General features: G+C 42.3%; 14 protein-coding genes and 1 pseudogene. 2 read left to right on the forward strand and 13 right to left on the reverse strand.

The annotated features are described in order from the left end of the window. Positions 1–65: 65 nt before the first annotated feature. From dctP to AB1L08_RS19060, 5 genes and pseudogenes are all read right to left on the reverse strand, one after another. Positions 66–923, reverse strand: coding sequence for a TRAP transporter substrate-binding protein DctP (gene dctP, locus AB1L08_RS19040; RefSeq protein ID WP_413066220.1), 858 nt, complete (start codon positions 921–923; stop codon positions 66–68). A gap of 26 nt (positions 924–949) precedes the next feature. After that, positions 950–1300 carry a cupin domain-containing protein gene (locus AB1L08_RS19045; protein WP_413066221.1) on the reverse strand — a complete coding sequence of 117 codons (351 nt, stop codon included), beginning with the start codon at positions 1298–1300 and terminating at the stop codon, positions 950–952. A 1093-nt stretch (positions 1301–2393) separates the two neighbouring features. Next, positions 2394–2657 (reverse strand): SEC-C metal-binding domain-containing protein, encoded by a 264-nt coding sequence (locus tag AB1L08_RS19050; protein ID WP_413066222.1) that lies wholly within the window; start codon positions 2655–2657, stop codon positions 2394–2396. Next, positions 2632–3197 (reverse strand): annotated as a pseudogene (locus AB1L08_RS19055) (nitrilase-related carbon-nitrogen hydrolase). The gene AB1L08_RS19050 and the pseudogene AB1L08_RS19055 overlap by 26 nt, the downstream one beginning before the upstream one ends. A gap of 769 nt (positions 3198–3966) precedes the next feature. Next, positions 3967–4260, reverse strand: coding sequence for a hypothetical protein (locus tag AB1L08_RS19060; protein WP_413066223.1), 294 nt, complete (start codon positions 4258–4260; stop codon positions 3967–3969). A gap of 427 nt (positions 4261–4687) precedes the next feature. Here AB1L08_RS19060 and AB1L08_RS19065 point away from each other — a divergent pair, with 427 nt between their 5' ends. Then, positions 4688–5275, forward strand: a complete 588-nt coding sequence (locus tag AB1L08_RS19065) for a hypothetical protein (protein ID WP_413066224.1) — start codon at positions 4688–4690, stop codon at positions 5273–5275. 500 nt (positions 5276–5775) lie between these two features. Here AB1L08_RS19065 and AB1L08_RS19070 read toward each other — a convergent pair whose 3' ends face one another. The 8 genes from AB1L08_RS19070 to AB1L08_RS19105 form a co-directional block, all read right to left on the reverse strand. Then, entirely contained in the window at positions 5776–5940 is a 165-nt protein-coding gene (locus AB1L08_RS19070; protein WP_413066225.1) for a hypothetical protein, read from the reverse strand. Positions 5941–6288: 348 nt separating this feature from the next. Continuing rightward, positions 6289–7317: a histidinol phosphate phosphatase domain-containing protein gene (locus AB1L08_RS19075; protein WP_413066226.1), complete on the reverse strand. Its 1029-nt coding sequence runs from the start codon at positions 7315–7317 to the stop codon at positions 6289–6291. Between the two features lie 3 nt (positions 7318–7320). After that, entirely contained in the window at positions 7321–8112 is a 792-nt protein-coding gene (locus AB1L08_RS19080) for a DeoR/GlpR family DNA-binding transcription regulator (protein ID WP_413066227.1), read from the reverse strand. After that, a complete protein-coding gene (locus AB1L08_RS19085) occupies positions 8109–9113 on the reverse strand; it encodes an ABC transporter ATP-binding protein (RefSeq protein ID WP_413066228.1) in 1005 nt (334 codons plus the stop codon). Before AB1L08_RS19085 ends, AB1L08_RS19080 begins: the two co-directional genes overlap by 4 nt. Beyond that, the gene (locus tag AB1L08_RS19090; protein WP_413066232.1) at positions 9110–9955 is read right to left on the reverse strand and encodes an ABC transporter permease; all 846 of its coding nucleotides are present in this window, start codon (positions 9953–9955) and stop codon (positions 9110–9112) included. The genes AB1L08_RS19085 and AB1L08_RS19090 overlap by 4 nt, the downstream gene beginning before the upstream one ends. Then, on the reverse strand, positions 9955–10788 hold the full coding sequence (locus AB1L08_RS19095) for an ABC transporter permease (protein WP_413066233.1): 834 nt from the start codon (positions 10786–10788) through the stop codon (positions 9955–9957). The genes AB1L08_RS19090 and AB1L08_RS19095 overlap by 1 nt, the downstream gene beginning before the upstream one ends. 54 nt (positions 10789–10842) lie before the next feature. Further along, on the reverse strand, positions 10843–11676 hold the full coding sequence (locus AB1L08_RS19100) for an alkaline phosphatase family protein (RefSeq protein ID WP_413066229.1): 834 nt from the start codon (positions 11674–11676) through the stop codon (positions 10843–10845). Beyond that, the gene (locus tag AB1L08_RS19105) at positions 11666–12760 is read right to left on the reverse strand and encodes an ABC transporter substrate-binding protein (protein ID WP_413066230.1); all 1095 of its coding nucleotides are present in this window, start codon (positions 12758–12760) and stop codon (positions 11666–11668) included. Before AB1L08_RS19105 ends, AB1L08_RS19100 begins: the two co-directional genes overlap by 11 nt. 417 nt (positions 12761–13177) lie before the next feature. Here AB1L08_RS19105 and AB1L08_RS19110 point away from each other — a divergent pair, with 417 nt between their 5' ends. Further along, positions 13178–13471 (forward strand): hypothetical protein, encoded by a 294-nt coding sequence (locus AB1L08_RS19110; RefSeq protein WP_413066231.1) that lies wholly within the window; start codon positions 13178–13180, stop codon positions 13469–13471. Positions 13472–13710 lie beyond the last annotated feature (239 nt).

Consider the following 13710-nt stretch of genomic DNA (forward strand, 5'->3'; position numbering starts at 1 on the left):
AAATTTTTACATCTGTGGATAAGTGCATTTTCTGTTTTAAGGACTAAAAAACATAAATTTACTCCTCAAAGCTGCTTCTCATCAAGGAATGTTGACAAATGCAGGACCGTCTCGTCCCCCGCTTGCGCAATGGCCTCTTTTACATCCTGCGGAAGGGATTGGTACAATTCCTCATTAATGGCATAGACAACCGCAAAGCTCCCTAAATTCGCCCCTTTTGTCGTATGCTTCGCAATCGCCTCAATCTGGTACGCCGCAAAACTTGTAAACGGAAATGTAACGCCATCGACCGTACCGCGCTCCATCGCTGTATACGCTTCAGAAGCGGGCATGAAAATCGGGGAAGCACCAAGCAAATCGAAACCGAACTCCATGGTACCGGTCACACGGGCTTTTGTCCCCTTAATATCCTCCAAGCTATGAATCGGCTTTTCTGCTGTTACATACTGATATTGGGGCAGTGCCACCGCAAACACCGGACGGACGTTATGCTTCAAATACTCCTCTTCCGTCAAATAATCTTTCATCAGCTTCCAGAAAATCTCCGAACCTTCCTGCGATGAACTATAGGCACCTGGCAAAGTCGAAACTTCCGTCAAAGGAAGTCTTTCAGTCGAGTACGACGTATAGCCGATATCCACTGTCTTCGACAAGGTCAAATCGAGATAACTGCTCGCCTTCCCTATCTGCTCAGCCGGATAATGTTCGAACACCACTTTCCCGTCAGTCAATTCGGTCACACGGTTCATGAAAAAAACAGTTCCTTCAGATGACAAAAAATTCGTCGTGGGAAGCGAATCCGCAATCTTGAGCTTGATCGTCCCATCGGTCCTGTTTCCCTTTGCTTCACCTCCACACCCCGATGCGATGAATAACAATAAGACGCCCGTCAACAAAAGGGCAATCCCATTCATCTTTTTCATTTCTCCCACTCCTCCCTCTCAATCGTTCAACCCTTCACCTTTTGAGGTGAATACATCAACACAAAACGCAAATTCTCATCTCCTGTATTCCGAATATCATGCATCGCATTCTTCGGAATCCACACAATATCCCCCGTCGATAAGTAAGCCTCTTCCCCTTCGATAATCGCATGCATTTTTCCGGAAAGGATGTACATGATCTGTTCGATGTCCTCATGCAAATGGGGATCCGCCAAACCACCCGGCTCCATCTCTCCGATAATCACCTCTAAATGCTTAATCCCTTCCGCTGGTCCCACAAGACGTCGATTGAACGTCCCCTCATGGCCTGGAGGCGAGTAAACCTCAACATCCTTCTCATTTTTCCAAAAAACCATCTCTCCTCTTCCCCTTTCTAACCAGGATAATTGTATCCGCTTACACCCGGAACAAACTATACCGACTTCTATTCCGATATTCGGAATAATGTTCCATTTAGTGAGTACACTTTAACACACTACGATTCTTATGACAATAGTTTACGAGAAAAATTATAGAAAGATATACTTCACAAGTGATTGATCATCATTTGTGCTGTAACGAAACAGGATAACTCACACCCCCTGTTTATAGGATGAACAACATGGAAGATTTACTGTGTCTTCTAGATTTAAATGTAATTGAACCACTACAAGAAAATGAAGCTGCATGATGTTTAAAAATGAAAAAACATGGATTTCAATAAACGTTTAAAAGTAAATTTCGATGGCGGTGACCTAACGAATGAGATCCGAAGCATTCTATCGTACAAAACTGATGGATGAACTCATCAGTTATTACAGATGAGTCGAAGAAAGCCCTCGCTTCAGCCGCGGAATGAATTTTTTTCGGCAAAACAGAATATTAAAATATAAAAAAAAGACTATAGCCTTTCTCTTGTCTTATATTACTTTTACAAATATTACGAATATACAGAAATGTTGAACGTTCGTTCCTGTTAATAAGATTTTCGTGCAGACGATCATCATTAAATTGGAACTTTTAACCACTATATGTGAAAAATGGATGTATAAACAAATGACCGAAATCGACTGGTCGAAAGCAAATTGCTTGAGCAATTCTTTAAGGGGTAACCGGGCTATAACCTAACTAAAAAGACCTTCCATAGAAGGCTCATCAAATCACCCATAGTTATATCATCATGAGGGGACTGAAACGCTCGTCGCAAAGCTGCAGAATGGTTACTCGAAGAAGCGGCGGTTTCCCTACGATAAGTCAACATCGGCTCCGACGCACAGGATGTGCTAGTGCAGGCGAAGCGACAGGACAAGGAAAGCTTCGACAGCATCGTCATCGCACGAAGGAAAAGCGAAGCTTTTTCGAGGACATCGCTGCTTGAGCCTGCGTTCCTCGCCGTGTTTCTTTTTCTCGTCGGAGGTACTCCGGTCTGTACGTCAATAAGCAAGGCGTTTGCGCTTTTCTTATCACCAGTTATCTCCCACAACACTTTTTATACTTTTTTCCGCTGCCACATGGACAAGGTTCGTTTCTTCCGATCTTTTTTGATTTAGGAGCGGCTGTTTTTCTTGGTACTTGCAAGAGCTCTTCCCGTCTTGTAATCCTATTATGCTCTTCCTTTTTTTTCTCTGCTTCCATCTCACGCTTTGCTTCCGACGCCTCTTCCGTCATGCCCAGCTGTTTATATAACTCTTCCAACCGTTCCAGCACATCAAGCCGGTCTTCGACTCCATCCACCGAAAGCCCTTAGGTCTGCCACCAGCATTTCCTCTTTTCCAAACACTGGCCCCTCTATGTATTCGCCAAGCGGACCGACAATGGCGCTGCCGCCGAAACACATTTCTTCTGGAGAGGACTTAAGTTCCTCATAACCGGCCAAATCAATCGGATATATATCTTTAGTGACATACTGGTTGCTTGACAGGACAAAGCAGCGTCCCTCCAAGGCGATATACCGGATGGTACTGCCACGTCTCTCTCGCATCCGCCGTAGGTGCAATATAGATTTTGGACACCCTTTGCATACATAACAGCTCTTGCAAGCGGTATATAGTTTTCCCAGCAAATGAGTGCTCCGATTTTTCCAAAAGGTGTATCAAATACCGGAAGAGTGCTGCCGTCCTCTTCTCCCCAAATGAGGCGCTGCGATCCGGTTGGTTTCAGCTTTCGATGTTTTCCAAGCAACTTTCCGTCCAGCCCGAAAAAGAGAATGGTACAATACAGGGTGTCGCCGCTGTACTCATTGTCCCTTTCAATTAGGCCAATCACAACATACACTCCGGCTTCCCCGAGTCTGTCTGACGTTTCGCTTGGAACAGGTACCGAGTTTTCCCAATAGCGGAGTCAGTCCCCGCGCCCTTCCGCGGACCGGCTGCAACTTTAGCACCAAAAGTGAGACCGCGGGGATAGGCCGGGATGAAGGCTTCCGGAAAGACGATCAAATCAGCCACTCTTTTTAGGGCCTATTTATTCATTCAGGAAATATTTTTTCTTTCCAACTAATCCCCTGTCAATACAACTCCCGCAAAGTTTCCGCTTATTACTTGTTTCTCCATTTGATTTGTGACTTAGAAAGTTGCCAAAATCGATATTCTATTATGATCTTTCTTTTCCAGTTTTCAATTGTTACTTCACAACTTATTGTATCTCCAGTAAAAACGGGTCTAAAAAATTAAAATTAATTACGGGCAAGTACATGTAATCCCCGCCAATTTTTGTTGGTAATGCTCCGTTAATAGCCCCTGAACAACAAGTCTTCCCTATTCATTGGGATCGTATGATGATCCCCTTCATTCACGGATACTTTTTTAAACATTTCGACACCCTTTTTGTGAATGTCCGTTCAAATCGAATGACATCTCCGAATTTCAAATCCAATGAAAACTCCCCTTGAATGTAATGGTATTCACCAAATTCCAAAAAAGGAGATGATTAAAGAAATGTTGACACTCCCACGGCTAAAGCCGGTGGGATTCTGAAGTGCATACCAGCGACCGCGTGCTCGTGAAGCATAACTACTCCCTTTTTGGTGGATCCATCCAGTATTTTATTTAGCCAGACTTTTTGGCGTTCTGTGGACGACCATGGAACCTCCTATCCTTTTCTTCAGCGTAGGAAATGAGATGGCGTACAAATCTTTTTGTTTTTCGATCTTTCTATTTTGATTGTTGAGTGTGCACCAGAGTCTTTTAAATCGTTCCGCTTTTTGCTTTTTCTTTTTTGATTTTACTTCGCGGATAGTTTGATTCACTACTGCTGCCGGGAATTTTTCGCTAGAAAAAAGCTTTAAATCACTATAAGAAAGCAGCCAATTCGCAAATTTTGTGTTGATTTCTGTCATTTGCTTGTACATCTGTTTTTTACTTTTGTCGGTTTTAAAAGTTCTACTTTAATGGTGATCGTCTGCACGAAAATTCTCCTTTTTTATATTATGGAAAAAGAAAAAAGACAAGGGGAATAGGCTATTCCTTGTCTTTTTTTCTATTAATATTCCGTTTTGTCAAATTTATCCCACTGCTAAAGCCGAAGGCTTCTTCGACTCATCTGTAACTTTTTTATTCCAATGTAGTCAATTTTTGTCGTTCCGTTTCAGACATAATTTCAAGTTAACCAAGGAGTTGCACGGAGAAATTTCGGAAAAGTTTTAACGATCACCCGTTGAAGTTTCTTAATGAAACGTTCATAATGATGATAACGAATGAGATTGGCAGTATTCATGGAGATACATCGACACTTCGAAAAAAACAAATCTAAAAGGAGGCAATTTCATGGAAGAAAAGCTTGATTTAATTCTTGGTGAACTGAAAAAATTAAACCGTCGTGTTGATACTTTTGAAAATGAGATGCAAGATGTTAAATCCCAAATGAACAAAAGGTTTGAAAAAATGTACTCTCACATGAATAGCAGTTTTGAAAAGGTTGACAGCAGGTTTGAAAACATAAATAACAAGTTCGATGAGGTAAAAATTAGATTTGATCAGGTTGACAGCAGATTTGAAGACGTAAATAACAAGTTCGATGAGGTAAAAATTAGATTTGATCAGGTTGACAGCAGATTTGAAGACGTAAATAACAAGTTTAATGAGATCAATATTAGATTTGATCAGGTAAACAGCAGGTTTGAAGTTGTTGAAACAAAATTGGATGCCATTGCTAAGCAAGTCGCTGTAAATACAGAAGACATACAGGTATTAAAAGAGCGTCAACAGCATATAGAACTGGCTGTAATGGAAACAAACGAAAGTGTCAAACAGCTAAAACAGATCCAAGACAGCCAACATCGAATTATCGAGCTGCTTTCCGCCCGTTCCTTGGAACAAGAAAGTGAACTAAAGGAGTTAAAACGGGTTAAATAAAAAAACATTTTGTACTGACGAACTGAGAAAGCGGCCTTAACAAACATTTGTAGAAAACAGTTTATTCATAAAGCAGGCCGCTGAATTGAATATCCACAGTTTTTGCATGACTCAAGTTTATATTTTATAATACCATTCCCAAATACTTTTCAAAATTCACTCCTTCTACATCCGGAATTTGCTCCAGGCAGGTGTCATGAATGGCGGCTGCCAGTTAGGTCGTCTCTATGCATCATACTTCCCACAATGACAGAACTGAAACCTCTCCCATTAAAACGGGGAGGTTCCGGGACCCTGAAGGGTCGCGGTCCCATTGCCAATAAGCAATTGTGCGTGTGTACTTTGTGCTTTTTCCGTATCTAAGATGAGGTTTTCGGCTGCGTACTAGAGCTTTTCCACACGACGTTTGCGCACAAATCGTTCTGTTTGAACAGGAGACTCGATAGAGGCTTCCCTTGCGGTCAGCTCTCACAACTTAACGTGCGCATCCGGTGTTTAACCTATACAGCACCAATAAGCCGTTTTTGAGGAGGTACGCCTTTCATCACCAGCTGCAGATAGAATCTTCTGCCGCGGATAATTTTTCTTACAATCCGGCAATAATCGATTTCATCGTGCAGAGCTGCTTCTAAATATTTATCTTTTCCGAGTTCAGGGAACTTCACTTTGATCTTTAATCCATTCCACTCTACAAAACCGTTCTCGTATCTAAATTCCGGTGGTTTTTCCTTCGAGTGTATGGAAATCACCATATTTTTTGAAATGGACCTTTTTTGTTTTAGGGTTGAAAAGATAATCTTCTATCGATTCCCAAACATGGCGTGCAAATTTTTTGAAGGACGGGGGAATCCAAATGGACTTTTTGTTTGTGTTTTTTGTTTTCAGAAAACTCCCAATGGAGTATTTCGTATCCCTTTTCATCCAAATTCCTCCCGCAAATAGTCTATATCTATCATAAAACCTCACGTAAATGGAGATGCAAGAGAGAATTTGGAAAAAGTAAAAAACTATTCTCAATGTAAACGATGTTCAACCGGGAACAATTCCCCTATAGCCTTCATAATCCTTTTTCTTTTGTCGAATGTGGCAACGCGCTGGACTCCGCTTTGAAGTAATGCTTGTTTGTTTCTTTCAACAAAGTTCCCGACATCATCCGGGAAATGTGAATCGGATGAAATAGTAAAGTGGACGCGGTGTTGCAATAGGATATCAAGGAAATTCGGACTCGGGCACATCTCTTTTATCGGATAACGATAATATAATCCGGCATTGATTTCCGTAGCTGTGTTCGTTTCAGCCAGTGCTTTGGCAATCCGGTGATAATGTGGTACAAGCAGTTGTTCATCAGGACGGTAACCAAACACTTTAAAATTATCCAAGTGGGCAATGAAATCAAACAGCTTACTGCGAATGGCCTTTTCAACTACTGTAAAAAACCGCTCATATGCTAAATATAAGTCTACATTTTCATATTGATCTTTAGAATCCGGGTTATCAAATCCCCATCCATCCAGGAAATGGACAGATCCAATGACAAAATCCCATTCATACTGTTCAACCAGTTTCTGAAGTTCTTTTTCGCCCCCCGGGAAATAATCTGCTTCTATACCGAGCCTCAGAATGACTCCTTGCTTTGCCCACCTTAATTTTGCTTTTTCAATGGCAGCCACAAATAACTCGAATTTTTCTGTCATCACCTGATTGAGCCAATTTTGCTGCATTTTCCCTATATCGGTGTCACTAAGATCCAGATGCTTTTCAAAATAAGGGCGGGTTTCATGGAAGCGGTATAAGTGATCAACAATGCCAACTTCCTTTAATCCTTTTCGTTTTGCCTCCTGCAGATACAAGTCAACCCATGATTCATGGTAAGCTCCGCGGCGGATTCGCTCCATCACGCGCTCCATACTTTCGTTTAGCCATCCATAAGTATGCTTGTCTAACGAATGTTGCTTGAAATGGCCCAAGGCCTTATTTGTCCTGTTTAACCATTTAAATGAATAAGGTCCTTCTTCGAGATGGACGTGGTAATCTATGCTCACTTATTATACTCCTTCCGCTACAATCCACTCTAATTGTTGGACTTTTGTGTCCTTTTTCCATCCTGAAGGCATGCCACAATCGGAAATAACACAATCAATTTGTGATATGTCGCAAATCCGACAAAAGGAGCGACGGCCTGCTTTGGACGAGTCAACAAGTAAATAGGCTTTTTCAGCCTGTTTAATCATAATGGAAGAAGCTAACGATTCCTCCATGTCATAATCACTAATGTCCGGCTGCATAATTCCTCCGCAAGAAATAAAAGCTTTATCAAAGCAAAAATCTTCAAGCATTCGGCAGGTTATCGAACCAGAAAGAGATTTCTGATCAGGGTTCAATATCCCGCCCAAAACAATGACTTTCCCTTCAAAATGCTTTTTTTCAAGGCGGTCGTTCAGGACATTTGCGGCCGCAATGGAATTAGTTACGATCGTTACGTTTCTTACACCTTGTATTTCTTTTGCCAACTGCAGGGTTGTCGTACCTACATCAATCACAATCGTATCGCCGTCATCAATCATGCCGGCTGCTTTTTTGCCAATGGCAGTTTTGGCATAAAGCATGATATTTCGTTTATGTTCAAAATGAGGCTCGCTCTCTATTGAAGAAAATATCCCAATAGCACCACCATGCACGCGTTTCAGTTTTCGTTTCTGTTCCAGACGGTGAAGATCCCGGCGGATTGTCTCAGGAGTGACAGCAAAAAAAGCGGCTAGTTCGGTGGCCAGTACTTTTCCTTGCTCATTGATAAGATCCACAATGATGTTCTGCCGTTCTTCCGATAAAAAAGTCATGATAATGGAATAATATCCTCCTTCCGAAGATAGAAGGTTTGGCATTCATTTAGTTTCATAGGCGACTGGGTTTGATGCAGTTGATCGACCAACATCGTCACTTCATTCTGATGGACAGTATATCTTGTAATGTTGCCCAGCATGGCTGCACTGTCCACTTGAGCTCTGACACAGTAGCTGTCCGGCACCTGTGCAAGCGAGAATGCTTCGGGACGTACTGCATAGTGAGAATGATTCCAATCTTGGTCCATTGGAACAAGAGCAGCAAGTTCCTTTTTGGACAATACATTATAATTGCCGATAAAACGTGCAACAAATTCATTTGCCGGCCGTGTATAAATGTCATGGGGGGTGCCTTGCTGGGCAATCTTCCCTTTGTTTAGAATGAAAATGCGATCGCTGACCGCCATTGCCTCTTCCTGGTCGTGGGTAACAAGGACCATTGTCATATTCAATGCTTGCTGGATGGTCCGGAGCTGCTGTTGAAGCTTCTTCCGAATTTGTGCATCAAGCGCACTTAATGGTTCATCAAGCAAAAGCAGTTTTGGCTCGGTAACTAATGATCTTGCAAGAGCGACCCTTTGCTGTTGGCCGCCGGACAATTCACGCGGATAGCTCTTCTCTTTGCCTTCTAATCCCGTAAGTTCTATCATTCTTGCAACCTTTTTCTTAATCGTTGGGCTGCCTTCTTTTTTCATCTTTAACCCGAATGCGATATTCTCAACGACATTCATATTTGGAAACAGTGCATATGATTGAAACACCATTCCAATTGCCCGCTCTTTTGGATCAAAATGGGTAATGTTCTTGCCCTCCAGGAAAATACTGCCGGCATCCGGTTTTGTCAGCCCGGCCAGAATTCGGAGCAATGTACTTTTTCCACAGCCGCTTGGGCCCAGGAGGGTGGCCAGTTCTCCTTTTTCAACAGATATTTCAATATCATTCAATACTGTTTGATGATTGAATGTCTTCCGGATTTTATCAATGAATGTATAGCTCATGATTTGACAGCCTCTTTCTTTGGTAATGTGATTTTCAGCCGTGTTCTCTTAGTCACTGTATTTTTTCCCATCGAAGTTTGTATAGATGTGGCTTTAATGATTAAAGCCGTAATAAGGGCGATTAAGGTGAAATAACAGACGACGATTGCACTGGCTATATGCCCGCTCTTACTTAATTGAGCAAACAAATAAAGCTGCACTGTCTCAAATCTGGTACCGACAACCATGTTGATAAGGACAAATTCTCCAAATAAAATGGAAAAGGATAAAAGAGCTGATACCAAAATCCCCGGCATGATGTTTGGTACTATAATCTGGAGAAATGCAGTCAAACGGGTGGCTCCCAATACCGCAGCTGCATCCATTAAAGCAGGAGCGTTGATATTTCTTAAACTGTTCCTTGTTCCCTGGTACATATATGGAATCACACAGATAAAATAAGCACCCATGACAATGAGGAGTTTTGAAATCTGAAAATCAGAGTAGGCCCTGATTAACCCTACGGCCAAAATGACACCCGGTATAGCATATGTCATAACAGTAATGGCCTGGATATATTTTTCAAGTCTGGGTGCATATAATATTACGGCACATACAGTCGGGACGATGATAACAACAGCGATTACCGCAGTTCCCAGGGATATCAGAAGGGAACGGGATAACGAATGTATAAATCTGCTGTCGCCAAAAAGCTGCTGGTACCATTGAAAACTTATCCCTTCCGGCAAAATGGTATGGTTCCATTCTGTTGCCAGCGAGTACAGAAAAGTAGCTGCTATCGGCACAAACAAGTACAGTAACACAATTCCAATCGCGATATAGTGATAAATAGGGCGTTTCATCATTGTAAATCCCTCCGAACTTTGCGAGTCAGCCATTCATTCAGCAGCATCGCGGCTACAAGGATGGCACCAAGTGACAATGCCAGCGCGCTGGCAAGCTCAGGCTGTGCAAATACATCACCGGAAACCAATGCACCAATCCGCACAGGGAGTAAATTATAACTGCTTCCCGTCAAGGCAAATGCTGATGCATATGCTCCCATTGCATTGGCAAACAAAATACTGAATGTTCCGGCTAAACTTGGCAGTATAATTGGAACCCCAATTTTTAGCCAAAACTGGACGGTTGACGCCCCAAGAATAGCAGCTGCTTCTTTCCATTGATACTGGATGCCGTTATAAATAGGGAACAGCAGCATGACCGCCAGCGGCAATTGGAAGTATATATAAATAAGGACAAGTCCCGACAAGGAATACAAATTAAACGATGAGAGTGAATGCATGCCCATTTTTTCAAATAACAGGATAAACAACCCACTGTTCCCAAAGAGTACGATGAAAGCAAAAGCCAAGGGAATTCCTGCAAAATTGGATGTTAAATTGGCAAAATTGATCATTTTATTCTGTATGCTTTGCGGCAATTTAGTTAAGGAATAAGTTGCAAAAATGGCCATTATCATGGCAATCAAACTGGAAATCAATGAAATGTTTATACTATTGGCAAACGCTTGATGATAGAACCCGTTTTTCAGTATGGACTGATAGTTTGCAAATGTAAATCCGGTGTTTGCTTTTTGAAAGCTGTCCAAAAGCATCGTAATAACAGGAACGATTAAAAACATGAAAACAAAAATGGAAAACGGAATGATGAACACTGCGGCAAACCCGTTCATCCGTCTCAAATCAAAAACTCCTTTCGGCTTCTTTTATTCAGGAAAAGACACCTTCTAGAAAGAAGGAGTCTTGATGCCGGGAAGTTGAAGAGGCTGCATTTTATCCGACGCCGGAATTTGCAGCAGGTGACATGCCAATGGCGCCAATTGCAATTGCGGGATGACCTCTTCATACATTCCCGGTTCGATTTTTTCACTGATGATAAACAAAGGCACCTCCCTGTCTTCAGGTGTGGTTCCGCCATGCATGCCATCCTTGTTCATACCATGGTCTGCGGTAACGATCACCTGATATCCTTCTTTTACCCATGCAGGAATGATGGATCCCAACAAGGTATCCACCTGGATCACCCTGCTGCGATATTCACTTGAGTCCCCGGTATAGCGGTGCCCGTCATCATCGACATTCATGGAATGAACATATAAAAAGTCAGGTTTATAGGAGGTCATTAAAGAATGCGCATCCGCAAACAGATGGCTGTCGGGATAATGATCCTCCCAATAGAAAATGCCTTTTTCAATTGGCTGGCTTTCATCAAGCTGGAAACGGTCCGTTTGATGCCGGAAAGGAGCACGGTTATATAGTTCGCTTACCCAGTAGTAAGCAGCTGCGGCATTGGTTAATCCATGTTTTTTGGTCAGGTGAAAAATGCTTTCTTGATGGGATAACCGGACCGTCTGGTTGGTGGTTATGCCGCTTTCACAGACCGGAGTTCCCGTCAACAGCACTTCATACAATGGCCTTGACATGCTGGGCAACTCAGATTTCATCTTAAAGCGGGCCGATTGCCTCTTTTCCACCAGATGGTGCATATACCCCATCTCTGACACCGCCGCATCATAGCGCAAACCGTCAATCATGATAAATGCAAGCTTATTATTTAACATGTATCAACACCTCTTCCTGCCATGCTTGGGGCAATTGCTTCGTTGTTTCCGTCCAGGCATCCGGATCTTTTACGGGCTGGACATTTTTGTACATCTCATCAGGAAGCAGCTTTGCTTTCACATCTTCTGGAAGCTGAACATCCCGAATCGGACGGGCATAGCCACGTGCCAGATTTTCCTGTCCCTTGTCCGATAGGATATATTCTCTTGCAGCTGCTGCGGCATTTGGATTCGGGGCATGTTTATTAATAATGGTCGCGTAGCCCGACATCACAGACCCTTCTTCCGGAATCGTAACATCAAAGCGATCTTTATTGATTTGGTCACGATAGTTTAATGCGTTGAAGTCCCACATAATGGCCACTTCCACTTCTCCTTTTTCCAATTGAGCCAATCCAGGATCATTCGTTCCAAGGCGGCCCTGTTTGGCAAGATCCGCAAAGAATTCGACTCCCGGCTCAATATTTTTTTCATCACCGCCGAAAGCGTAAGCTGCAGCCAGTACAGCAAATTGAGCCTGATTAGCCGTTTCAACATCACCAATCGATACTTTATAATTTCCGTTTTTCAGGTCTTCCCAAGAGGCTGGTGCATCTTTTGCCTTGTTCTTGTCGGTAATAAAAGCGAGTGTTCCTGTATAGCCGACGATCCAATCTCCATCGTCATCTTTTGCCCAACTTGGAATTTCGTCCCAATAGGAAGTCTTATAAGGAAGTGTCAATCCCTTTTCTTCGGCAATAGGGCCAAAGGCAATGCCAACGTCGCCGATGTCGGCAGTCCCGTTTTCACCTTCCGATTCAAACTTTGCGAGTTCTTCGGCACTCGACATATCAGTGTCCGTATGTTTGATGCCATATTTCTTTTCCAGTTCATCCCATGTCTGTACCCAGTTTGCCCATGTATCAGGCATACCAACGGAAGCAAGTTCGCCATCTTTCTTGGCCCCTTCTTCGATTTCTTCCAATGATAAACGATTATAATCAACTGAGCCTTTTGACTCCTCTTTCACTCCGGAACTGCATCCTGCCAATACTGAAAGTGAAACGACTCCTGCAGCGATCGTTTTGAATATTTGCCTGTCCATATTCAAGCTCTCCCTTTTTGATTGTTTTTGTTTATTTTTGTTTACAGTTAAAAGCATAAAATCCAAACATAAAGGCACTGTTAACATCCGGTAAATGTTTTATTTTTTTCTTATAAACGAGATTTACATGGTCATAGCAGCTACTGAGAGTGATTTAACTGGATTGTTTTAAGAAGGGGAGTTTTGAAGTGGTTGGATATCTACCAGTGGTAATCCCAGGTGGCGATTCGAGGAGACTGATGGCCATTATTATCTATTGCCAGTTTTTAAAAAAACAGAGGAACGTTCTTTCAAAGACACATCATGATTGAATCATAAAAATAGGACGCTTTTGATCCATTGAATGACGTGACAATTAATAAAATTTGAAATCAAAAATATTACAATGGTCATTTCCTTCTGCTTAGCAGTATTCGCATGGGGACAAAAGATACCTCGAAGCAAAGTAATCAATCAAATCAGCAATTATTCCTTTGGCATTTATTTACTGCACTGGCAATTTCAACAGCTGCTCGCACCCCATTTAGCCGGCGTATTCTCCAGCTACTTTGCCAATACGTTATTATTGTTGCTGTTTCGCTGGCAGCTTCTATTTTAACGATCAAATTGATTTCCTATTTTCCATTCTGTGCTTTCCTAGCTGGCAAGGTAAGGACGTTTAAAAAGAACCTGGACGTTCTGAGTGGAACGGACTGCTTAACAATCTATTAAAAAGTACCTCCTCTCAAGAACAATTGAAAATAACAAAAAAACGGCTTTAGCCTTGCAGGGCTGAAGCCTTTAAATCTACACTTATAAGCATGTTAAATGGAGCCTTTACAATTGAGGACTACATTTACAACTTTAATCTTTACTGCTTTAATTCATATGAAACTGAAACCTCTCCCCATTGAAATGGGGAGGTTCCGTAACCATAAAGGGTCACGGTGCCATTGCGACAAATCGCAATG

It is taken from the genome of Siminovitchia jepli, assembly GCF_047228825.1.
Taxonomy (GTDB): domain Bacteria; phylum Bacillota; class Bacilli; order Bacillales; family Bacillaceae_C; genus Siminovitchia.

Bases quoted from the DNA above. Each gene is read 5' to 3' on its own strand.
- dctP (WP_413066220.1), bottom strand. From the start codon at position 923: ATGAAAAAGATGAATGGGATTGCCCTTTTGTTGACGGGCGTCTTATTG.
- AB1L08_RS19045 (WP_413066221.1), bottom strand. From the start codon at position 1,300: ATGGTTTTTTGGAAAAATGAGAAGGATGTTGAGGTTTACTCGCCTCCA.
- AB1L08_RS19060 (WP_413066223.1), bottom strand. From the start codon at position 4,260: ATGACAGAAATCAACACAAAATTTGCGAATTGGCTGCTTTCTTATAGT.
- AB1L08_RS19065 (WP_413066224.1), top strand. From the start codon at position 4,688: ATGGAAGAAAAGCTTGATTTAATTCTTGGTGAACTGAAAAAATTAAAC.
- AB1L08_RS19080 (WP_413066227.1), bottom strand. From the start codon at position 8,112: ATGACTTTTTTATCGGAAGAACGGCAGAACATCATTGTGGATCTTATC.
- AB1L08_RS19085 (WP_413066228.1), bottom strand. From the start codon at position 9,113: ATGAGCTATACATTCATTGATAAAATCCGGAAGACATTCAATCATCAA.
- AB1L08_RS19090 (WP_413066232.1), bottom strand. From the start codon at position 9,955: ATGAAACGCCCTATTTATCACTATATCGCGATTGGAATTGTGTTACTG.
- AB1L08_RS19095 (WP_413066233.1), bottom strand. From the start codon at position 10,788: ATGAACGGGTTTGCCGCAGTGTTCATCATTCCGTTTTCCATTTTTGTT.
- AB1L08_RS19100 (WP_413066229.1), bottom strand. From the start codon at position 11,676: ATGTTAAATAATAAGCTTGCATTTATCATGATTGACGGTTTGCGCTAT.
- AB1L08_RS19105 (WP_413066230.1), bottom strand. From the start codon at position 12,760: ATGGACAGGCAAATATTCAAAACGATCGCTGCAGGAGTCGTTTCACTT.
- AB1L08_RS19110 (WP_413066231.1), top strand. From the start codon at position 13,178: ATGGGGACAAAAGATACCTCGAAGCAAAGTAATCAATCAAATCAGCAA.